Source organism: Hyphomicrobium sp. DY-1, assembly GCF_047497105.1.
Taxonomy (GTDB): Bacteria; Pseudomonadota; Alphaproteobacteria; order Rhizobiales; family Hyphomicrobiaceae; genus Hyphomicrobium_B.
The window spans coordinates 1,150,051-1,170,522 of record NZ_CP134870.1 but is presented as its reverse complement, the minus strand read 5'-3'; the positions used below and the strand labels follow the sequence as shown (position 1 = coordinate 1,170,522).

Sequence of the window (20,472 nt, the reverse complement as noted above, 5' to 3'; positions counted from 1 at the left end):
CGCGCGAACGCTGTGCGGGGCAGCAAAGCCAGCGTCGCGCCATTCACGCTGGCGGTATGACGTGTCTCAAAAGCAACACAGATCGCATGCTCCTCACCCTAGCGGCTCGACATGACGGCCGTCCGGAGTGCAGTGGTTGGGAGGGATGCCCTTTGCTTACGAATAGGAAGAGCCGCCGCAGAATGGCCAAACACGACACTTCGCAATGCCGCCCAAACGTGACGGTGCTCGAAGCATGATCGAGCGCGTCGTTGCCGGCATTGTTGCAGCCTCGGTGCGGCTGTCGTGGCTGACGATTTTGCTTGGCCTCGCTGTCTCTGCGGGCGCGATTTATTACGTCGTCAATAATTTTGCGATTACCACCGACACGAGTCAGCTGATTTCGCCAGAGCTTGATTGGCGTAAGCGCGAACGTCAGTTCGACGCGGCGTTTTCCCAGCACACCGACACGATCGATATAGTCATCGACGGTAAAACGCCGGAGCTGACAGAGAGCGCCGCCGCCGAGCTCGCAGCCGCTCTCAGCAAATCAAAGCCGGACCCGTTCCAGATCGTACGCCGACGCGATGGCGGACCGTTCTTCGACAAGAACGGCTTGCTCTATCTGTCGCTGCCCGAGGTACAAGACATCACGGCAGGCCTCATCAAGGCACAGCCGGTGCTCGGCACGCTATCGGCTGATCCGACCCTCAATGGCTTGGCGAAAGCATTGGCGCTCGTCCCGCTCGGCATCAAAGAAGATCGGGCGAAGTGGATCGATTTCGAGAAGCCTTTGGGTGTGATGGCCAATGCCATGGACGGCATGCTGACCGGCAAGCCGACGTACTTTTCATGGGGGCAGTTGCTGACTGGCGGCGCGCCGAGCCCGTCGGAGCTACGCCGCTTCCTCGAAGTAAAACCGGTTTTGAATTATTCCGATCTCGAACCCGGTGCCGAAGCGACCGATCTCATTCGCGCTACGGCCAAACAGCTGGGGTTGACCCCTGAGAATGGCGTTCGGGTCCGTCTCACCGGCTCAGTCCCGATGGCGGATGAGGAGTTCGGCACGGTCGCGGAAGGCGCAGCACTCAATACTACGCTTACCATTGCTGCTGTGCTGGTCATTCTTTGGCTGGCGTTGCGATCCGGCAAGATCATCTTTGCCGTGCTTGTCGGCCTGTTTTCCGGCCTCGCAATTACAGCGGCGCTGGGTCTCTATCTCGTCGGCGCGCTGAATCTCATCTCGGTTGCTTTTGCGGTTTTGTTCGTCGGCATCGGCGTCGATTTCGGCATCCAATATGCCGTTCGCTATCGGCATGAGCGCTATAGCCGCCAGGGTCTGCGCGAGTCGCTTGTTGCGGCAGGACGCAATGCCGGCAAGCCCTTGGCGCTCGCTGCCGCGGCCACAACCGCTGGATTTTATGCCTTCTTGCCGACCGATTACGTCGGCGTTTCCGAACTAGGTCTCATCGCCGGTAGCGGCATGATCGTCGCGTTTTTAACCAGCATAACGCTGCTTCCGGCGCTTCTGGAGGTGTTGAACCCACCCGGTGAGTTGCACGATGTCGGCTACCGCTCGCTGCAGCCGGTCGATCGCTTCATGGCCCGGCATCGCAAGATCATTCTTGCGCTCACGGCAATTGGCGTGATGGCTGGATTACCGCTGCTCGCAAAGCTCGAATTCGACTTCAATCCGATCAATCTGCGCAGCCAAAAAGTCGAATCCGTCTCGACCTTCAATGACCTGATGCGCGATCCGAACACCGCGCCGAACACGATCGAAATTCTGACACCGAACCTCGCCGACGCCGAAAAACTCGCGACGAAACTCGACAAGCTGCCCGAGGTCGATCGCACCGTAACGCTCGCAAGCTTCGTTCCCGATCATCAGGATGAAAAGCTGGCGCTCATCCGCGATTGCTACGATTTGATCGGCCCGACAATCGAGCCGGACGAAGTGGCAGACGCCCCGACAGACGCGGACACGAGGCAGACGCTTCTCGATACTGCCAAAGACTTCGAGGACGTCAGCAAATTGCCCGGCGCTTCGCCGCTCGCTGCGCACATGGCAAGCACGCTGCGCAAGCTCGCTGACGCAACCCCTGATGTCCGCGCCAAGATCGGCGCCGCATTGCTCGACGGCATGAAATTGCGCCTGACACAGATCCGCGCCGCTCTTAAAGCGGAGCCGATTACGTTGAAAAACCTGCCGCCCGAAATCGTCGCCGACTGGGTGACAGCCGATGGCCGTGCCCGCGTCGAGGTCGGCCCCAAGGGAGACGGCAACGACAACGCCAATTTGCGCCGCTTCGCGTCTGCTGTTCTCGCCGTCGATCCGAACGCAACCGGCGTCCCGATCCTGATCCAGGAATCGGCGAAGACGGTCGTTCGTGCCTTCATTCAGGCGGGGCTGCTGGCGTTCGTTTCGATCACGGTCATTCTGTTCGTCGCGCTGCGCCGGGTGACGGATGTGCTGCTGACTCTCGTGCCGCTGCTGCTCGCAGGTGTCGTGACGCTCGAACTGTGCGTGCTGCTGAAACTGCCACTCAATTTCGCAAATATCATTGCGTTACCGGTGCTGCTCGGCGTCGGAGTCGCGTTCAAGATTTACTACGTGCTGGCTTGGCGAGCGGGTGAAACCAGCCTGCTTGCGTCGCCGTTGACGCGCGCCGTCATGTTCAGCGCGATGACGACGGCGGTGGCCTTTGGAAGCCTGTTCTTCTCAAGCCATCCCGGTACGTCGAGCATGGGCGAGCTGCTCGCCCTTTCGCTGGTGACGACGCTCGCCGCAGCGGTGCTGTTCCAGCCAATATTGATGGGTCCGCCACGTGCGGTAGCGAGCCCTAAGGACAACAAAATTCCAGAGGCCGTTGAGCCTTAAGTGAGCTCTAAGCGGCGGCGCTGCGGCGCTCACGCAGGAACTGGAAGAATTCCACGCCCTCGCGAAGGCGGCGCTTCATCATGTCGGGCTGTGTCACCATCTCGCCGACGATCGCGGCGATCTTCGGCACCCGGAAGTAGAACTTGCGATAGAAGTCCTCAACCGAGTTGAAGATTTCGGTGTGCGACAGGCCGGGATAGTGCAGTGGCGCGATCTGGATGCCGTTGTCGTTAATGAGTTCGGCGTTGTCGACATCGAGCCAGCCGTTCTCGGACGCCTGCTTGTAAAGGAACGTCCCCGGATAGGGCGCTGCCAACGAGACCTGGATCGTATGCGGATTGATCCGCGTCGCGAACTTGATGGTCTCCTGGATCGTTTCCTTCGACTCGCCCGGAAGACCGAGGATGAAGGTGCCGTGGATCTTGATGCCAAGCTCGTGGCAGTCTTTGGTGAACCGCTCGGCAACTTCGACCCGCATACCCTTTTTGATGTTGTGCAGGATCTGCTGATTGCCGCTCTCGTAGCCAACGAGAAGCAGGCGCAGGCCGTTGTCTTTCAGCACTTTCAGCGTTTCGCGCGGCACGTTCGCCTTGGCATTGCACGACCACGTAACGCCGAGCTTGCCAAGTTCCTTTGCAATCGCTTCCGCGCGCGGCAGGTCGTCGGTGAAGGTGTCGTCGTCGAACATCAGCTCTTTCATCTGCGGGAACGCCTTGAGGATGTATTTCACTTCCTCGATGACGTGCCCAACGGAGCGGGTCCGGTAGCGATGGCCGCCTACCGTCTGCGGCCACAGGCAGAACGTGCAGCGGCTTTTGCAGCCGCGACCCGTGTAGAACGAGATGTACGGATGCTTGAGATAGCCGATGAAGTAATTCTCCATCACGAGGTCGCGTTTGTAGACCGGCGTAACGAAGGGAAGCGTGTCCATGTCGTGCATCACGGGGCGGTCTTCGTTGTGCACGATCACGCCCTGGGGGTTGCGATAAGACAGGCCCTTGATGTCGCTCCAGGCCTTGCCGTCGGCGACGTCTTTGATGGTGAAGTCGAACTCGTTACGCGCCACGAAGTCGACGATCGGCGCGTCCTTCAAGCTCTCATCGGATTGAACCGCGACCTTAGCGCCGATCAACCCAACCTTGAGGTCCGGGTTCGTCGCCTTCATTGCCTCGATGACCTTGACGTCGGAATCGAATGATGGCGTCGAAGTGTGCAGCACCGCTAGATCGTAATCGCGAACTTGGCTGAGCACGTCCTGAAGACTTGTGCGGTGAGGCGGCGCATCGATCAGCTTGGAGTTCTCGACGAGCGCGGCGGGCTGCGCCAGCCAGGTCGGATACCAGAACGATTGGATCTCTCGGCGCGCCTGATAGCGCGAACCGGCTCCGCCGTCGAAGCCATCGAACGAAGGGGCCTGCAGGAAGAGTGTGCGCATCTTGGCGCCTTTCATATCGGCGTGACGGTTCCATCGGAGCCGACGCTATAGCGACGGCCTCTCCAGTTGACGGCTCCGGGCATGAAGCTCGCGACGAACACCGCGAAGCTCAGCAGATCCCTCAGCGGACTGAGCCACCACGTGCTCTTGCCCCCACCCGCCAACTTCTCAACTTGTATCGGAACAAAAAGGCGGCAGGCAAGCGTTCCTGCGAGGATCATCCACGCTATGGCGCTGAAGCCACTGAGCGGCAACGCTGCCAGTGCAAAAGGCAGGGGATGCGTCACGATGGATCCTGCGTACCCCATGGGGTCGACAAGACGAATCGTCCGCGCCCAACGGAGTTCATGCGCCCAAAGCTCTTTAAACGACGCTTCCGAAAACGTATGCCCGACCGTGAACGGGGCAATTTCGACCTTCAGACCGAGACGGCGGACGGCGTCCCCCATCGCGTAATCATCAGCAAGAGTATCAGCGAAAGCCTCGAAGCCGCCGATTCGTTCAAGCGTGCTTCGCCTCAGCGCGATCGTTGAACCGAAACAGGGCTTTGCCAGTCCAACGGCGAGGCCGACAAGCACACTCGGAAGAAAGTGCTGATCGACGGCCGAGGCTGCCATCCGCGACCAAAAGCCTGTGAGCGCCGTGCCGCGGTAGAGACACGTGACGAGCCCAACTCCGGGTTGCTGCAAGATCGCAGAAACGTGCTGCGCATAGTCGGGAGCGACCCGCATGTCGCTGTCACTGAGAATAAGAAAATCATGCTTCGCAGCCGGAAACATGTTGGCGATGTTTTCGACTTTCGGATTTCCCCCGCCGCGTCGCTTGCCGACAACCAGTTCAAGGTCGCGCGACGGGAACCGCTGTTGCAAACTGTGGACAACTGCGATGGCCGGATCCGCCGGGTCCTGGACCCCGCACAGCATCTGCAGATCGCGCGGGTAATTTTGCGCGCAAAAAGAGGCGAGACTCACGTCAAGGCCGGTTTCTGCACCGTAGAGCGGCTTTATCAGCGTGACATTTTCGAAGCGTTCCAGTTTAGGCTTGGGTTCACGGGCAAATCGTGCCACCAAAAAAGTCGCAAACAGGGCGTAGACGCAGCCGATTAAGGCAATAAGGGTGCATACAAGCCACAGACAGGACGTCATTCGGACGTTACTTTCTGGTTTGAGTTGGGGGCAAGCCTGTCGGTAGTGGCAGGGAGGCTAGCGCCTCGTGCGCGATTACGGTAGATCTGGAATTGCTCGGCTGGTGGGGCCAAGCAGGGGGAATATCGGGACGTGAAAGTCAGCGCCATCCTAAATTGGGTCGGCTGCGTTTTCGTTGGTGTGGGCCTTTCGGCTTGCGCCAGCACGTCACCGCCTGCGCTGGAGCCCCAGCATCTTGCCGCCACCGGCGACGACACCACACCGAAGCCGGTGTCTGATCCGAACGAGGCGTTCAACCGCCAGATGTTCGACAATAGCCAGGACTTCAACCACAACGTTCTTTATCCGGCGGCGGAAGCTTATAACAACAACGTACCGGAAAGCGTCCGTGATCGCATTGATGCGTTCACGACGAACCTTTCCGAGCCGATGACGTTCGCCAACAACGTGCTGCAGCTTCGCCCTGAGGCCGCGGTGACGACGCTTGGGCGTTTCGCGCTGAACTCGACATTGGGCCTGGGTGGCCTGTTCGATGTCGCGGCTGAACAGGGCATGACGCATCAATCGGGTGACTTCGGCCAGACGATGTACGTCTGGGGGTATCGCGACAGCGCCTATGTCTATCTCCCCGTTCTGGGTCCGACGACGGTGCGAGATGCGATCGGCAGCGGGGTTGAATTCGGTGCGTCCTTACCTGCTGCGGCTTTGATCCCGACGAAATTCGCGACCCTCGCAAGCCGGGTTGATCTCGCCGGAACCGTGACCAGCCCGCTCTCGAACCTCAGCAAGGCTGAGGACATGAAGACGCTGGAAGACAGCTCGATCGATTTCTATTCGATGCTTCGCAGTGTCAGTCAGCAGAAGCGGCAGGCCGACCTAGATGAAGCCATAAACACGAGCGTCCTGACGAGCACCAACCCGCCAGTCCGCGATCCCAATGCGATCGAACCGGTGACGGAACTCGTCTCATCGCCGATGATGCTCGAAGATCGCCGCCGGGTCACCGACGTTCCAAAGATGACGCGTACCGCCGACCGCAGGCCGTTCGTCGTTGTCGGACCGCCGACCGCCGTTCAGGCGTCGCCAGCCGAGGAGCAGGCGTCTCCCGCCGAAGAAATGTCTCCGGCGCAAGAACAGCCGTCTCCGGCCGAAGAGCAAAAATCGCCTGCCGAAGAATAATCGGCGGTCGATCGTGACGCCGCGCGTCGCGATCTCGAAATCCGTACAGTCAGACGATTTGCCATCGCACGAATGATTCGGGCATGGCACGATAGCCGCGAATGAGCGCCCTGTTTACGTGCCACGAGCTCCGTGAAGCTATGGGCTTGATCCGCCGACGTGGGCTCCTATAGCGGCTTTCACCCTGTCAAAAAAAATTAAGGGCGCCGATTGCTACGGCGCCCTCAAAATATCCGAGCTATCGAGAGGCGTGATCTCTCTCAGCTGCCCGAGAGCAGTTTGTCGCCCTGCTTCTTCAGCGACGCAATGAGCGCATCCGGTCCGCCGGCCTTCAGGATGGATGAAAACTCAGAGCGCCGGCTCGCCAGTTCGCTGATGGTGCCGTCGAGATAGATGTCGACGATCTTCCAGTCCGGTCCCGATTTCCGCATGAGATAGTTGATCGCCACAGGCTTGCCGTTGCTCTGGATGATCTGCGTCTTGACCATCTTGTCAGCCGCGCCGCGGTTGGAAATCTCGACGATCCGGAAGCTTTCTCCCGAGAATCCATCGAAGCGCTTCGCGTAGGTCGCGATCATCATGCGCCGGAACAAATCGATGATTGACGCCTGCTGTGCAGGAGGCAGAGATCCCCACGTTTGGCCCACCGCCAAGCGCGTCATCAGCGGTGTATCGTAAATCTTCGACAGTACCGGTGCGAGCGCTTGATAGCGCCCTTGCACGCCCAGGGACTGAGCCTGCTTCATGGTGTCCAGAAGTGCCGTGTTGAGGCCGTGAATCGTCGCTTCCGGAGAATCGGCCGCCTGCGCCGTCGTAAATGACGCAGCCGCGACGGATACCATCACAAATGCCGCCAACGATAACCCAAACGCCTGCAATTTCCTGATCAGGAGCATTGCCCCTCCCTCGATATCTTCAATGTATGCCTTAGCCCCGCCATTATCAGCGTTTCGGCTATAAGGACCTAGGCAGTTACAATGGCGGTATTTAGTCGGCCATCCTTCTAATTTGTGAGGCTTGGCTGCAACACATCCCCGCAGAGTCCACTCTGCGCTGTATGATCCATTTTTTGCGACGTGTCATAGGTTCATAATTTGCCATCGAGCTCGGGACTCGAGCGGCAGTTGGGGGAGTTCGGTCATGGATGCAAGGGTCACTCGGCCATCCAAAACACCGCTTTTGGATCAAGTCGATACGCCGGACGATCTCAAGCAATTGTCCGAAAGCGAACTACCGCAGCTCGCGGACGAGCTTCGCACGGAATTGATCGAAGCCGTTTCGCAGACGGGCGGCCATTTGGGCGCTGGTCTTGGCGTCGTCGAGCTGACGGTCGCTCTGCATTACCTCTTCGATACGCCGCGCGACCGTTTGATCTGGGACGTCAGCCACCAGTCCTATCCGCACAAAATTCTCACCGGTCGCCGCGATCGCATTCGCACGCTTCGCCAGCCTGGAGGTCTTTCCGGTTTCACGAAGCGCACCGAGAGCGAATACGATCCCTTCGGCGCCGCGCATTCCTCGACGTCCATTTCGGCTGGCCTCGGCATGGCCGTTGCCCGCGAGATGTCGGGTGGCACGAACAACGTCGTTTGCGTCATCGGCGACGGCGCAATGAGCGCGGGCATGGCCTACGAGGCGATGAACAATGCCGGCGCGCGCAGCCAACGGCTGATTGTTATCCTGAATGATAACGAGATGTCGATTGCGCCGCCGACAGGCGCGTTGTCGTCCTATCTCGCCCGCACGACATCGAGCGATTCCTATCTCTACGTTCGCGATCTCGCGAAGCAGCTTGCCAAGCGCCTTCCGAAAAGCTGGGGAGAGCGCGCCGCGCGCGTCGAAGAATATACTCGCAGCCTCTGGCACGGCGGCGCGTGGTTCGAAGAACTGGGTTTCTACTACATCGGTCCGATCGACGGTCATGATCTCAGCCAGCTCGTGCCGATCTTGCGCAACGTCCGCGATGCCGAGCAGGGGCCGATCCTCGTCCATGTCGTGACGAAAAAGGGTAAGGGCTACGCTCCGGCCGAAGCTTCCGCCGACAAGTATCACGGTGTCACGAAGTTCAACGTCGTCACCGGCGTGCAGACGAAAACTCCGGCCTCGGCGCCGTCATACACGCGCGTGTTCGCCGATAGCCTCATCGACGAAGCTAAGAAGGACGACAAGATCGTCGCCATCACCGCGGCCATGCCGGACGGTACGGGTCTCGATGTTTTTGGCCGCGCATTCCCGGATCGCACGTTCGATGTCGGCATTGCCGAGCAACACGCCGTGACGTTCGCAGCCGGTCTCGCGACTGAAGGCATGAAACCGTTCTGCGCGCTCTATTCCACGTTCCTGCAGCGCGGCTACGATCAGGTCGTGCATGACGTCGCGCTGCAAAGCCTGCCGGTGCGCTTCGCCATCGACCGCGCCGGTTTCGTCGGTGCTGACGGCGCGACGCATGCTGGATCGTTCGACCTCGCGTATCTCGGCTGTCTGCCCAACATGGTCATCATGGCCCCGGCCGATGAATGCGAACTCAAGCACATGGTCGCCACTGCCGCGGCAATCGACGACCGTCCAAGCGCGTTTCGTTATCCGCGCGGCGAAGGTACAGGGGTGGCGCTTCCCGAGACGGGCATTCCTCTCGAAATCGGCAAGGGTCGCATTTTGCGCGAAGGCTCGACGATTGCGCTGCTCTCGCTCGGGACGCGGCTTCAGGAAACACTGAAGGCCGCCGATCAATTGGCAGCGCTGGGTCTGTCAGCCACGGTTGCTGACGCGCGCTTCATGAAGCCGCTCGACACCGATCTTATCCGCCGTCTCGCCGAAAACCATGACGTGCTGATCACCATCGAAGAAGGCTCGATTGGCGGCTTCGGTAGCCACGTGCTCCATTATCTGGCTGAAAACGGCTTGCTCGATCGCGGTCTCAGAGTCCGATCGAAAGTGATGCCGGATGAATTCGTCGATCAGGATAAGCCGGAAGTGATGAACCAGCGCGCCGGGCTGTGCGCTCAGGGCATCGTCGAGACGGTTTGCGACGCTATTCAGCTCGAAAGAGCGCCCTCGAAGACAGCCGCTCGCGGCCACGCCTGCTGATTTGGCGGCCCATCACGCCGCCATTTCCGTGATCTCGGTCACGCAATTGGCGGCGGTTTTATTTCTTTGAGCGCTTGCTGCTCTTTTTGTCGTCGTCGTCGCCCGCGATCACCTTACGGCACTCGGGGCTGAGCCGATTGATATTCTTGTTGAGGCACGCGACGATCTTATCTTCGTTAGGGATCTGCCAAAAGCAGAGGCTCAGAACGTCGGACGTGCAGGCAGATTGTTCTTCGGCAGTTCCGCTGTGAGCGGACGCGCCGTGCGTGCTCGCAATCACGAAGACAGGCGCCGCAAGCCCGGCCAGCAGCATCGCTCCAAGTCGAAATATTCGTTGCACGGTCTTGAACCTCACAAGAATTGGTTGGCGTCGCGATCGGGCTTAGTGCTTCTTGCGCGCATTCGCTTTGGGCTTGTCGCCTTTCATCACGTCACGGCAAGCAGGGCTGAGCTTTGCCATGTTCTTGTTCAGACAGGCAACGATGCGCGTTTCGCTTGGGATCTGAGCCGAGCAAAGTCGAAACACGTCTGGCGTGCAGGCCTGCTGCTCATCGGCCGTGCCGCTGTGCGCGAAGCTCGCTTCGGCGCTGGCGCAAAGGAAGGCCGCGATAAGCGCGCCTACCGATGCCGTGCGCGTCCTAGAAAAGTTTCCGATGATCACGTTTGCTCGCTGACAGAAGAATTGATGTGTTACCGCCCGCCGATATGACGATGCGCAATGGTGAGACTAAGGCACGTCCGTAACAGTCCGCCAGCCTATCGTCTCTGATGCGCGTTCGCCGACGGATCATTTAAGTTAACAACGCCAAAAAAGAAGCGCCGCCGTCGCATAGGCGTCCGGCGGCGATAGATTTCAGGGTTTCGGAAACCGTTCAGGCAACGGAGATTTTGCTGGGCGTCACGACCGGAAAGTCGACATCGGTCTTGAACGTCTCGTTGAAGAAGTTCGTCCACACGTTGAGTGCGACGTGCTGAACAATCTCAATGACCTGACCGTCGTCGTAACCAGCAGCCTTGACAGCGGCCAGATCGGCGGCGCTCACATGTCCACGCGCCTCCACGACTTTCACCGCAAAGCGAACGGCGGCATCGGCTTTCGGATCGTTCGAGGCACCATTGCGATTGGCCGTGATTTCAGCGTCGTCGAGCTTGGCGAGTTTCCGCCCAAGGTAGGTATGCGCTGAAAGGCAATAGCTGCAACCGTTGAACTCTGCGACGGCCAGCGCAATGCGTTCGCGGGTCTGCGGCGGCAGCTTGCCCTTTGCCAGCGCGCCCGAAAGACCAAGGTAGCCCTCCAAAGCGGGGGGGCTTGTTGCGATCAGCCGAAACATGTTTGGAACGGTACCGAGCTGTTTATTCACCGCCTCTAGGAGCGGCTGTGCAGCGGCGGGAGCATCAGCAATGGTGACGGGGGTCGGGATGCGGGACATGGGCGTCTCCTACTCTCTTCGGGCCGGGATTGGCCGACGCCCCTGAATTAGGTCCTTTCATTTTCACGAAATAGTCGACAATATTGGCAGCCACCCTACCGGATTATGAGAGTCAAAAATGGACCGCTTCGACGCCATGTCGGTTCTTCTTGCCGTAACGGACGCTGGTAGCCTCTCGGCTGGAGCGCGCAGGCTCAGCATGCCGCTAGCAACGGTTAGCCGGAAGGTGTCCGAACTCGAAGCCCATCTCCACACCAAGCTCTTGAATCGCGGCAGCCGTCGATTGGAACTGACCGATGCCGGGCAATCGTACGTCGCCGCCTGCCGCAGAATTTTGGAAGACGTCGTCGAAGCCGAGCGCGCCGCCTCCGGCGAATATCGCGCGCCGCGCGGTGAGTTGGTCATTACGGCGCCGATCGTTTTCGGTCGCCTGCATGTGCTGCCGATCGTCGGCGCGTTTTTGAAGGCTTACCCCGATATCGACGTGCGCTTAACGTTGGCCGACCGTGTCGTGAACATCCTCGAAGAGCACGTCGATGTCGCGCTTCGTATCGGCGAACTCCCCGATAGCAGCCTGATTGCGAGCCGCGTTGGATTGATTCGCCGTGTTGTTTGCGCGAGCCCTGATTATCTCGAAGCACGCGGAACCCCTGCCGATCCGAACGATCTCGAATCGCACGATTGCGTCACCTTCGAAGGCCTGATGTCGTCGCGTTCGTGGACCTTCTGGAACAATGGCGTGCCCCAGGTTGCCGCCATTCACTCCCGCCTCGTCGTCAACACGGCGGAATCTGCCGTCGACATGGCGGTCGCCGGACTTGGGTTGACGCGCCTGCTTTCCTACCAGATCGAAGCACCGCTTGCAGAGGGAAAGCTCACGGTCGTGCTGGAGCGGTTCGAGCCACCCCAGGTCCCGGTCAGCCTCGTTTACGGCAGCAGCGGACTGCTGCCGCTGAAGCTTCGGGCATTTCTCGACTTTGCGATGCCTCGGCTGAAAGCGAAATTGGCCAAAGCCTCTTCGCCCGCCGAGAGCAGCTAGAAATTAAGGGTTTGTGCTCGGAGCGGCAGGCGTTGTCGCCTCGGCCGGAGGCGTCGTCGCTTCGGCAGGTGCCGCCGGCTCGCTCGGTGCGGCTGCCGGTGCTGCGCTCTCTTCGGTCGGCGAAGAACGGACTTCGCACAGCGTCGCGGAATCGAGCGACGCCTTGTTCATGAATGCCCAATTCGCGAACGCGATGTAGCAGACGGCAACCGTTTCCTGCTTCTGTAACGTGACGACGACGTTATCGGTCTTGACCTTTTCCGTGACCCTCTTGGCGACCTCGAGAGGAATGAGCGTCACGGATTTGACTTCGTAACCTTTGCCGACGAGCGCAGTGAACGAAGATTGCAATCGCTCGTCTGCAGAGGCTGGAGCCGAAATCAAAGCTGCCGCTGTGGCGAAGGCGAGTCCAAGGCTGATGCTGCGCATCCCGTCCCCTCTCAAGTTATCGAAGCCCTCAGGCTAATCAACAAAACGTCACTACTACGGCGCGCCGAGGCTCTCAACCCAGCAACGGACGGCTGCGGTCATGAACTGGGGACAAGAGCGACTTTCCAAGCGCGATAGTGCGTTTTGCCTAGGTTTTATTAGGATAAAAGATCGCGACTGGGCCAACATAGTCGGGCGGCGCCAGACTTGGAGCGATCTCCTCGCCGGACTTCAGGAACTCGGCAAGGAAATGGGTATGCGCGCCATTGGGTGACGACTCGCCGGAGCCTGGAATTCTGGAAAAGATTTCGATGCGCGCTGCAGCGCTTTCAACGATGCGATGCGGACTCACGGCGACAAATTGATTGAGCATGACCGGCATGAAATCCGACCAATGCCGCCGATCATGATCCGATAGCGCCGATGTCAGCGTCTCGTCCCGCGTGCGAACGCAGAAGCGGGTATATCGGCGCCCAATTCCGAGATCGAAAAGTTCGTCGCCGCGATGCGTCTCGTCGATTGCGCCGGCATCCAGACCAACAGCTTGAAGTGCCGAACCAGATTGAATGGCGGCGCGTCCTCTCGGTAGTCCGAGCACAATCGGGCCGCCATCCGTGAACGCGAAAGCACGAACCTTGTCGTTGATCGCGATACGAAACGCGGCATCTGCACGCCGCGCAGTTATCACGCCGTCCTCGACGTGCAAATCAATCGGTGTGTTATCGGCGCTGGGAAACTCCGCGACAGCGCCCGGCACGCCGACGACCCACGCGCCTTGCCGAGCAACGAGGGTGTCGCGGACCCAGTTAATCAACTCGTCGCGAACCCACGGCAACACGCGAACGCGCACCGAGAGCTGTGCGAGCCGTTCTGGCAGCTGGTCCCAGACGGAGTCGCGCTGAGCTTCGCTCATCGCCATCCAGTCGCCGATTTCAGCGGCCGTGCGCGCGCAGCCGAGGCAAAAGCCCGTCCCGTCGTCGAGTTTGCAGATACCTATGCAAGGCGAGTGGCGTGCCACTAGCAGACAGCCTTTTCAGGATGTTTGGCGATTGCAGGTCAGATCGCAGCAGCAAGCGCAATGCGATCTGGCGGTATTTGAGCGGCGCGTGCGCCGTTCAATGAGCGATTTTCTCGTTCGATCTGTCGACCAGCATTCCAAAGATAATGCCAATCGTCATCCACAGGATGCCCTGAATGCCGAACGACACCACACGGAACTTCCAAAGCAGATCGGCAGGAAAATCATTTGGAACTTCGTTGATCGGCGGTAGGAAATAGCCCGCAAGCGCCGTTAGGGCAATATAGACACCGCCTCCGATCAGGATAGCGTTCCAGCCGCCGACCTGAGCGAAGAACTGCCGTCCAGCGCTGATCGCGATCGCCAACGCGGCGAGAGAGAAGACGATCATTCCGAAGTAGAGCTGCGTTCTGTAGCCGATCGTTTCCGGTGCCCCGACCGCAGGTGGGTTGGCCGGATACTTGATGTTTGGAATGAAGTAGATCGCCAGAAAGCCAAGCGCCGCTATGATGATCGCCGTGGTCCGCGGTGACATGCCGACGAGAAGTCGGCCATTGAAGAACGCAAAGGCCAGCGCAAAAAGACCGCCCATCGCGGTCCCGACGACGGCGACGCCGGTGAACAGCCCGAAGCTCGCCTGCACTGCGCGGCTGACGATTTCCGGTTCTTCCGGTTCACCGCTCGCTTTTGCCATTTGCTCTTCGAAGCCGATCGCCCGATCGACCTGAGGTTCGCCGAAAACCTTCGCAAAGCCGAAAGCCAGAATACCAGCGAGAAGCCCGGCAATCATGCCGCGCACAAGAAGAGATCCCATATTTGAAATTCTCCGCCGCGGTTAGTGGCAGGGGAAGCCGAGAAGGTGACGGGCGTCATGCACATACTCGTGCACGTACATTCCGTTGAAGATCGCCATGGCGCCTTCTTCGACGCCGATGAAATACATGGCGAGGAAGAACAGCAACCCGGCGAAGATCGCCCAGGGGAGAATCTGGCGAACCGGAATAGGCGTAGCGAAGCCGCCTTGAGCGCCGAGAGATTGTGCGACGATAGAAGAATGAGCCATTTTAAAGAGCCTCCATGGGATTACGCGTCCCGTTTCAAGGTGTGCTCTGATCACGAGGAGGGTCTGACTTTCGGTGGACGCTTGAAGCGACCCACGATTACAGTGGCGCGACCGTTCCGGAATTTCACCGGCTTCCGACCCGTGAGGATGCACGTCTCACCATAGGGCGGGCCGGGCATTTGTCAACGCAAGCCATTGAGCCAAGATGCCGCCACGCCTGACCTTTGTTGCCAACGCCTCGACCACCGCGGCGAGGGCCGCGGCCTTTCCTCTTGACGAAGGAATCGACGATTTTGGCCAACAGGACGCGGCCGCAATGGCCGGCGAATTTCGCAATGCCTCCATCGTCTTCTCCAGTCCCGCTCGGCGGGCGCTGGAGACCGCCGCTGTCTTAGGACTTTCTCCCCGGATCGACCCGGCGCTCAGGGACATCGAACTTGGCGACTGGGCGGGCCGCACCGTGAGTAGCGTTGCTCTATCCGACGCCGACGCATTAGCAAGCTGGCTCTCCGACCCAGGCTCTGCGCCTCATGGCGGCGAAACAGTTGAAGCGCTCATCGCGCGGACGTCGGTCTGGATGCAGACGATTTCGGAGCGTGAGGGACCCATTTTGGCCGTGACGCATCCGGCGGTCATGCGCGCGGCGATTGTCGTCGCGATCGAGGCGCAAGCGATCTCATATGCGCACATTGATATTGCGCCGCTTTCCGTCGTCGAACTGACATCCAATGGACGGCGATGGGCGCTTAAATCCATACGAAGTTAGAACGCGCCGATATTGCAGCAGGGAAAGACAATTCGCATACATTTCATTTTGTATTTGCTGGTCCTCGTTTTGCCTTTGTAGTTCCGCGCCACGTTGTCTCGGAATGCGGAAAGCGGCAATGGATTTGATACTTTAGAAGTGTTCACCCTATTGCCGGGAAAAAATCGGGGGTGCACTATGCCAATGTCAGACAACGGATCTGACGCCCCCCTCCGGTGTTGGCGGCCGGTTTGAACTTCAAGTAAGCGAGGACAACATGGTCGGTATAAAAAGCCGCGCGACCGCGGCGGCGCTCGCAGCGTCGCTTGCGGTTTTCGCATTTGCTCCCGTCGGCGCTCAGGAAATCGAGCACAAATCTAAAGAGGCGATCAAAGGAGCTCCTGCGCGAGCGGTCACGCAGGAAGAATTGTCGAACGCTGCGAAAGATACCAAGCAGTTTCTCCACACCAACGGCAATTACGACCAGACACGGTATTACCTCGGCAAACAGATCAATACCGGCAACGTCGCAAAGCTTCGTCCGGCGTGGATCTTTCAGATGGACGTAAAAGAGTCGCTAGAGACGACGCCTATCATCGTCGGCGACGTGATGTACGTGACGACATCGTTCGATCATGTCTACGCGCTGAACGCCAAGACCGGCGAGCAATACTGGCACTACAAGCACAAGATGGGGCCGATCACGACGTATTGCTGCGGCCCGAACAATCGCGGTGTCGCGGTTTACGACGACAAGGTTTACCTCGCGACGCTTGATGCCAAGCTCGTCGCGCTCGACGCCAAGACCGGCAGCCTCGTTTGGGAAACGGAAATCGCCGATCCCGAAGACGGCTATAGCGAAACGATGGCGCCGACAGCCGTTAACGGCAAGATCATCATCGGCACCAACGGTGGCGAATACGGCATCCGCGGTTTCGTCCGCGCTTATGATGCCAAAACCGGCAAGCAGGTTTGGAATTTCGACACCGTGCCGGAAAACACGGTCGGCGTCTGGGCCACGAAGGATGCCACGGGCAAGGATCTGCACCGCGACATCGAAGCCGAGAAAGCTCAATTCGCCAAGACTGGCGATCCCTACAAGACGTTGGGTGGCGGCGTTTGGCAAAATCCGGCGGTTGATCTCAAGCTCAATCGCTTGTTCTTCGTGGTCGGCAACCCGTCGCCGGACCTCGACGGTTCGCTGCGTCCGGGTGACAATCTCTACACGGACTCGCTCGTATCGATCGATCTCGATACCGGCAAATACGTCTGCCACCTTCAGTATATCCCGCACGACGTTTGGGACTTCGACGCTGTCAGTCCGCCGATCTTGGTCGACGTCAAGGACAAGGACGGCAAGGTCGTTCCGGGGGTCATCCATGGCGGCAAGACCGGTTTTGTCTATGTTCACAACCGCAAGGATTGCAGCCTGATCCGCTTCTCTGAGCCGATGGTCGCGCAGGAGAACATGTGGACCTTGCCGACACCGGAAGGTGCGCGCATGCTTCCTGGCGCAAACGGTGGCGTTGAGTGGTCGCCTATGGCGGTCAACCCGAAGCTCGCTCTGACCTATGCCGTCAACTTGCACCAGCCGATGACGTATCAGGTCCAGTCGAGCCCCTATCCCGATGGAAAGCTGTGGCTTGGCGGCGCCTTTAAGGTCATTCCGACCGAGGCTTCGTTCGGAAACGTCACTGCGGTCAACTACAACACCGGCAAAATCAAATGGCAGGTCAAAACACCTGAGCCGATGATGGGCGGGGCACTTGCAACCGCAGGCGATCTCGTTTTCACCGGCGAAGCCAACGGCTGGTTCCGCGCCTACAACGCCGAGAGCGGCAAGATCCTATGGTCGTTCCAGTGCGGCGCAGGCGTCAATGCTCCGCCATCGGCGTATTCGCTCGACGGCAAGGAATACATTGTCGTCGGCGCAGGCGGAAACACGCAGATTGACTTCAAGCGCGGCAATAACATCATTGCCTTCACGCTCAACTGATGATGTGGACGTCGGAAAGGAGCGCGCATGCTCCTTTCCGATTTTATTTTAATCGCTCGTCGAAGACCGGGAGTTTCGATATGCGGCAAGCAGTAATTGGATTGGGGTTGCTCGTTGCCGCAATCTCGACCGGCAGTCATTCGGCATTTGCCGACGAGATCGCTGACAAAATTCAGCTTTGTGCAGGATGTCACGGCGAAAACGGCATCCCGCAGCAAAAGACGACCCCCGTCATCTGGGGCCAGAACCAGGGCTACCTCTATATCCAGCTTCGCGACTTCAAGAGAGGTGCGCGCAAGAACGATCAGATGTCGGCAATCGCTGAGGGATTGAGCAAAGACGACATGAAAGCGCTGGCCGCGCATTTCTCTGGGCTCAAGTGGCCGAGTATTCAACAGCCGTCGCCTTCCAAAGACGTCACCAAGCACGCGCTCACTGTGATTGGCTCCATCGGCTGTACGTCGTGCCATCTCGATCAGTATCAGGGTGACAGCACGACGCCACGGCTGGCCGGTCAGCAGGCCGCTTATCTCCTCAAAACGATGACAGATTTTCGCGATCACAGCCGGGCGAACAATCCCGGCATGTCGGATCTCATGAATGCAGCCCAGCCGGCCGATCTCGATCCAATCGCCCAGTATCTTGCAAGTTTGACGGTCATTGGCGGCGGCGGGCAGTAGCCGCTCCCACCTCCATCAACTCGCCGCGAGCCTCTTTTTGAGTTCGTCGTTTGAGGCGAGGTCCGCTGCCGTCTTTCCTGACTTGTCACGCAATGTCCGGCTCGCACCGTGTGCGAGGAGCACATCGACAGCGCGCTCGTGACCAAGCGAAGCTGCGATCATCAGCGCTGTCCGCCCGCGATTGTCCCGGTCGTCGATATGCGCGCCGCGCGCGATAAGCAACGCCAGCACGTCCGCGACATCGCTCGTTCCCGCGCCGTCTTCGTGCCCAGCCGCCCACATCAACGCCGTCAGGTCGTTGCCGTAGCGAGCGTTCACGTCGACGGAATGATCGAGCAGAATGCCCGCAACTTTAGCGAAGCCGCGGGCGGCCGCGTAGCAGATCGGTCCCTTTCCTGTCGCGTCCGTGCGCTTAGGATCGGCACCCTTGGCGAGCAACAGCGTCGCGATATTTTCATTTCCCATGTAGGCGGCGGCTTCCAACGGCGTCAGTCCGCTGCGGCCTGCGAGATTGACGTCTGCACCATGTGCAACGAGGGATTCGACGGCCGGTTGGTTGTCTTGTTCCGCCGCCAGGAACAACGCGGTCGATCCATCGAGATTGCGCGCATCGATAATGGCGCCGTGCGCAATGAACAGATCCAGAATGTCGGTGTGTCCGGCCTTCGCTGCGTGAGACAGCGGCATCGCGCCCTGGCGGTCGCGTGATCCCAGTGACGCGCCATCGTCAAGAAGGCGCTGAGCGAGCTTCACGCACCCTTTATCGGCAGCAGCTGACAGCGCGGCGTTGATCTCCAGTGGCCCGGCCGATGGTTTGATCTCCTCGTAATGCTGGTCTTGTTCTTGGCAGATGCGCATCTTCGCGGCGGCAGCGTCCGTCGCCGCGATCGTGCAGAACGCTGAGCCGACAAGGGCAACAGCCGAAATACGAGCAGGATTAATCAAGCATCGGCTCCATCGTTATCGGTCATTCTATGCCGATAATCGAGGATTTCCATAGGTACGGAAGTCCGACGCGGCGTGAAGTTCGTAGCCGATCAGAACGGGCGGACGTCGTGGAACGACGCGAAAAAGAATACCGTCCCGAGCACGAAGACCGCGGCCGAACTGACAACGCTGGCGCTCCGCGCGACGAAGTCGCCCCATCGGCTTTCGGCGCCCGCCAGGATGATCGCAAGATTACGCGAGCCGACCGATACCGCTGCCAATGCCGATACGGTTAAGGCTGTGCCAAACGCCATCGCGAATGTCGCCAGAATGCCGGCCCAGATCATCCCCTGCGTCGCAGCGAAGATGATAACGAGCAAAGCTCCGGTGCACGGCCGCATGCCGATCGAGAACGCAATGGCGAGCGCCCGGCTCCACGACAGCTTGCCTCTTAACTCGTCCGGACCCGGTAGATGGGCGTGACCGCAGTGCTCGTCATGGACATGATCGTGCCCGCAACCATGAGAGTGATCGTGTGAATGATCGTGTCCGCATGACGCAGGCGCAGCTTGGCCGTGGTGATCATGACTGCATCCGTGATCGTGTCCATGTTCGTGATCGTCGCCATACAGTTGATCGGCGCGAACGGGCTGGCGCCGAGACGTAAACATCGGCCAAAGCTGCTTGAACATCAGCCAGGCCCCGAGCAACGCCACCGCGCCCCAGCTTAACGTTTCAAGCCAGGCCTCCGCCCATTTTGTCTGCAGTCCCGTGGCCAGGGCCGCCACGTACAGTCCGCCGATCAGCGTAATTGCGGACAGCGCTTGGATCAGGGACGATAGGAACGCGAGGAATATGCCGCGCCGTAGCGTCTCCTTGTCCGCCAGCATGTAGGATGAGATGACCGCCTTGCCGTGTCCCGGCCCGACAGCATGAAGGATGCCATAAATGAAGCTCGCTACAACAAGAGCGCCGGTTGCGGCCATGACGTTGGTCGTCGATTTCAGATTGCGCACCGCGCCGGTCATGTTTTGAGTAAAGCGATGCTGTTCGAAGAGAAGGATGGACCACGCGGCGTCCATGGCCTGCGTAATCATCGAAGGTTCGCGAACAGGCTGCGCCTGCATCGCGCCAGCGAATCCGAACGCGGATTTCGGTCCTGTGGGCGCCTCGTTAGCGTGCGCAGCCAAACCGAGCGACATGACCATGGTGAAAATTCCTGCAGCCCAGGCCGCGGCCCATGCGGCTCGTTTGCCAAGCCGACGGCTGGCCGTGCGGCTGCTCTTCCAATGTCCCATCGGACCCCCCGAAACTGCAATGCGTGAATGTAACTTTGGCCGCTTGATGCGTATGTTATATTATTGGATAGACACCGTATGATTATGACCGGACCGAGGCGGCCGCAGCGCGCGTCGGATTGGCCGCAATCAAATCCTTCG

Annotated in this window: 19 protein-coding genes and 1 riboswitch; of the genes, 7 read left to right on the top strand and 12 right to left on the bottom strand. The window is 59.4% G+C overall.

Features of this window, described 5'->3' with window-relative positions; all coding sequences use genetic code 11:
* The first annotated feature begins 235 nt into the window (after window positions 1–235).
* Window positions 236–2,860 carry an MMPL family transporter gene (locus RLW41_RS05590; protein WP_414464667.1) on the top strand — a complete coding sequence of 875 codons (2,625 nt, stop codon included), beginning with the start codon at window positions 236–238 and terminating at the stop codon, window positions 2,858–2,860.
* A 7-nt stretch (window positions 2,861–2,867) separates the two neighbouring features.
* On the opposite strand, the gene hpnJ is transcribed toward RLW41_RS05590, so the two are convergent.
* Window positions 2,868–4,295 (bottom strand): hopanoid biosynthesis associated radical SAM protein HpnJ, encoded by a 1,428-nt coding sequence (hpnJ, locus tag RLW41_RS05585; RefSeq protein WP_414463848.1) that lies wholly within the window; start codon window positions 4,293–4,295, stop codon window positions 2,868–2,870.
* Between the two features lie 11 nt (window positions 4,296–4,306).
* Window positions 4,307–5,440 (bottom strand): bacteriohopanetetrol glucosamine biosynthesis glycosyltransferase HpnI, encoded by a 1,134-nt coding sequence (hpnI, locus tag RLW41_RS05580; protein WP_414463847.1) that lies wholly within the window; start codon window positions 5,438–5,440, stop codon window positions 4,307–4,309.
* Between the two features lie 132 nt (window positions 5,441–5,572).
* Here hpnI and RLW41_RS05575 point away from each other — a divergent pair, with 132 nt between their 5' ends.
* Window positions 5,573–6,619, top strand: coding sequence for a VacJ family lipoprotein (locus RLW41_RS05575; protein ID WP_414463846.1), 1,047 nt, complete (start codon window positions 5,573–5,575; stop codon window positions 6,617–6,619).
* A 260-nt stretch (window positions 6,620–6,879) separates the two neighbouring features.
* Here the strand turns inward: RLW41_RS05575 and RLW41_RS05570 are convergent, their stop codons facing one another.
* Window positions 6,880–7,515 (bottom strand): ABC transporter substrate-binding protein, encoded by a 636-nt coding sequence (locus RLW41_RS05570; protein ID WP_414463845.1) that lies wholly within the window; start codon window positions 7,513–7,515, stop codon window positions 6,880–6,882.
* A 244-nt stretch (window positions 7,516–7,759) separates the two neighbouring features.
* Between RLW41_RS05570 and dxs the strand changes: the two genes are divergently transcribed.
* A complete protein-coding gene (gene dxs / locus RLW41_RS05565) occupies window positions 7,760–9,706 on the top strand; it encodes a 1-deoxy-D-xylulose-5-phosphate synthase (RefSeq protein WP_414463844.1) in 1,947 nt (648 codons plus the stop codon).
* 58 nt (window positions 9,707–9,764) lie between these two features.
* Here the strand turns inward: dxs and RLW41_RS05560 are convergent, their stop codons facing one another.
* From RLW41_RS05560 to RLW41_RS05550, 3 genes are all read right to left on the bottom strand, one after another.
* Window positions 9,765–10,046, bottom strand: a complete 282-nt coding sequence (locus RLW41_RS05560) for a hypothetical protein (RefSeq protein WP_414463843.1) — start codon at window positions 10,044–10,046, stop codon at window positions 9,765–9,767.
* 42 nt (window positions 10,047–10,088) lie between these two features.
* Complete coding sequence (locus RLW41_RS05555) at window positions 10,089–10,367, bottom strand: hypothetical protein (protein WP_409560940.1); 279 nt, start codon at window positions 10,365–10,367, stop codon at window positions 10,089–10,091.
* Window positions 10,368–10,578: 211 nt separating this feature from the next.
* Complete coding sequence (locus RLW41_RS05550; protein ID WP_414463842.1) at window positions 10,579–11,136, bottom strand: carboxymuconolactone decarboxylase family protein; 558 nt, start codon at window positions 11,134–11,136, stop codon at window positions 10,579–10,581.
* Between the two features lie 118 nt (window positions 11,137–11,254).
* Between RLW41_RS05550 and RLW41_RS05545 the strand changes: the two genes are divergently transcribed.
* Window positions 11,255–12,175, top strand: coding sequence for a LysR family transcriptional regulator (locus tag RLW41_RS05545; RefSeq protein ID WP_414463841.1), 921 nt, complete (start codon window positions 11,255–11,257; stop codon window positions 12,173–12,175).
* 3 nt (window positions 12,176–12,178) lie between these two features.
* On the opposite strand, the gene RLW41_RS05540 is transcribed toward RLW41_RS05545, so the two are convergent.
* The 4 genes from RLW41_RS05540 to RLW41_RS05525 form a co-directional block, all read right to left on the bottom strand.
* Window positions 12,179–12,604 (bottom strand): hypothetical protein, encoded by a 426-nt coding sequence (locus RLW41_RS05540; RefSeq protein WP_013949359.1) that lies wholly within the window; start codon window positions 12,602–12,604, stop codon window positions 12,179–12,181.
* Between the two features lie 148 nt (window positions 12,605–12,752).
* Entirely contained in the window at window positions 12,753–13,622 is an 870-nt protein-coding gene (locus tag RLW41_RS05535; RefSeq protein WP_414463840.1) for a DUF1289 domain-containing protein, read from the bottom strand.
* Between the two features lie 97 nt (window positions 13,623–13,719).
* Window positions 13,720–14,436: a CbtA family protein gene (locus RLW41_RS05530; RefSeq protein ID WP_409560935.1), complete on the bottom strand. Its 717-nt coding sequence runs from the start codon at window positions 14,434–14,436 to the stop codon at window positions 13,720–13,722.
* A 21-nt stretch (window positions 14,437–14,457) separates the two neighbouring features.
* A complete protein-coding gene (locus RLW41_RS05525) occupies window positions 14,458–14,685 on the bottom strand; it encodes a CbtB domain-containing protein (RefSeq protein ID WP_414463839.1) in 228 nt (75 codons plus the stop codon).
* A gap of 61 nt (window positions 14,686–14,746) precedes the next feature.
* Window positions 14,747–14,821, bottom strand: a riboswitch (cobalamin riboswitch).
* A 69-nt stretch (window positions 14,822–14,890) separates the two neighbouring features.
* On the opposite strand from RLW41_RS05525, the gene RLW41_RS05520 reads away from it, so the two are divergent.
* From RLW41_RS05520 to RLW41_RS05510, 3 genes are all read left to right on the top strand, one after another.
* The gene (locus RLW41_RS05520; RefSeq protein ID WP_414463838.1) at window positions 14,891–15,451 is read left to right on the top strand and encodes a histidine phosphatase family protein; all 561 of its coding nucleotides are present in this window, start codon (window positions 14,891–14,893) and stop codon (window positions 15,449–15,451) included.
* Window positions 15,452–15,707: 256 nt separating this feature from the next.
* A complete protein-coding gene (locus RLW41_RS05515) occupies window positions 15,708–17,426 on the top strand; it encodes a pyrroloquinoline quinone-dependent dehydrogenase (RefSeq protein WP_414463837.1) in 1,719 nt (572 codons plus the stop codon).
* 80 nt (window positions 17,427–17,506) lie between these two features.
* Window positions 17,507–18,106: a c-type cytochrome gene (locus tag RLW41_RS05510; protein WP_414463836.1), complete on the top strand. Its 600-nt coding sequence runs from the start codon at window positions 17,507–17,509 to the stop codon at window positions 18,104–18,106.
* A 15-nt stretch (window positions 18,107–18,121) separates the two neighbouring features.
* On the opposite strand, the gene RLW41_RS05505 is transcribed toward RLW41_RS05510, so the two are convergent.
* The gene (locus RLW41_RS05505; RefSeq protein WP_414463835.1) at window positions 18,122–19,051 is read right to left on the bottom strand and encodes an ankyrin repeat domain-containing protein; all 930 of its coding nucleotides are present in this window, start codon (window positions 19,049–19,051) and stop codon (window positions 18,122–18,124) included.
* A 92-nt stretch (window positions 19,052–19,143) separates the two neighbouring features.
* On the bottom strand, window positions 19,144–20,331 hold the full coding sequence (locus RLW41_RS05500; protein WP_414463834.1) for a nickel/cobalt transporter: 1,188 nt from the start codon (window positions 20,329–20,331) through the stop codon (window positions 19,144–19,146).
* Between the last annotated feature and the right edge of the window lie 141 nt (window positions 20,332–20,472).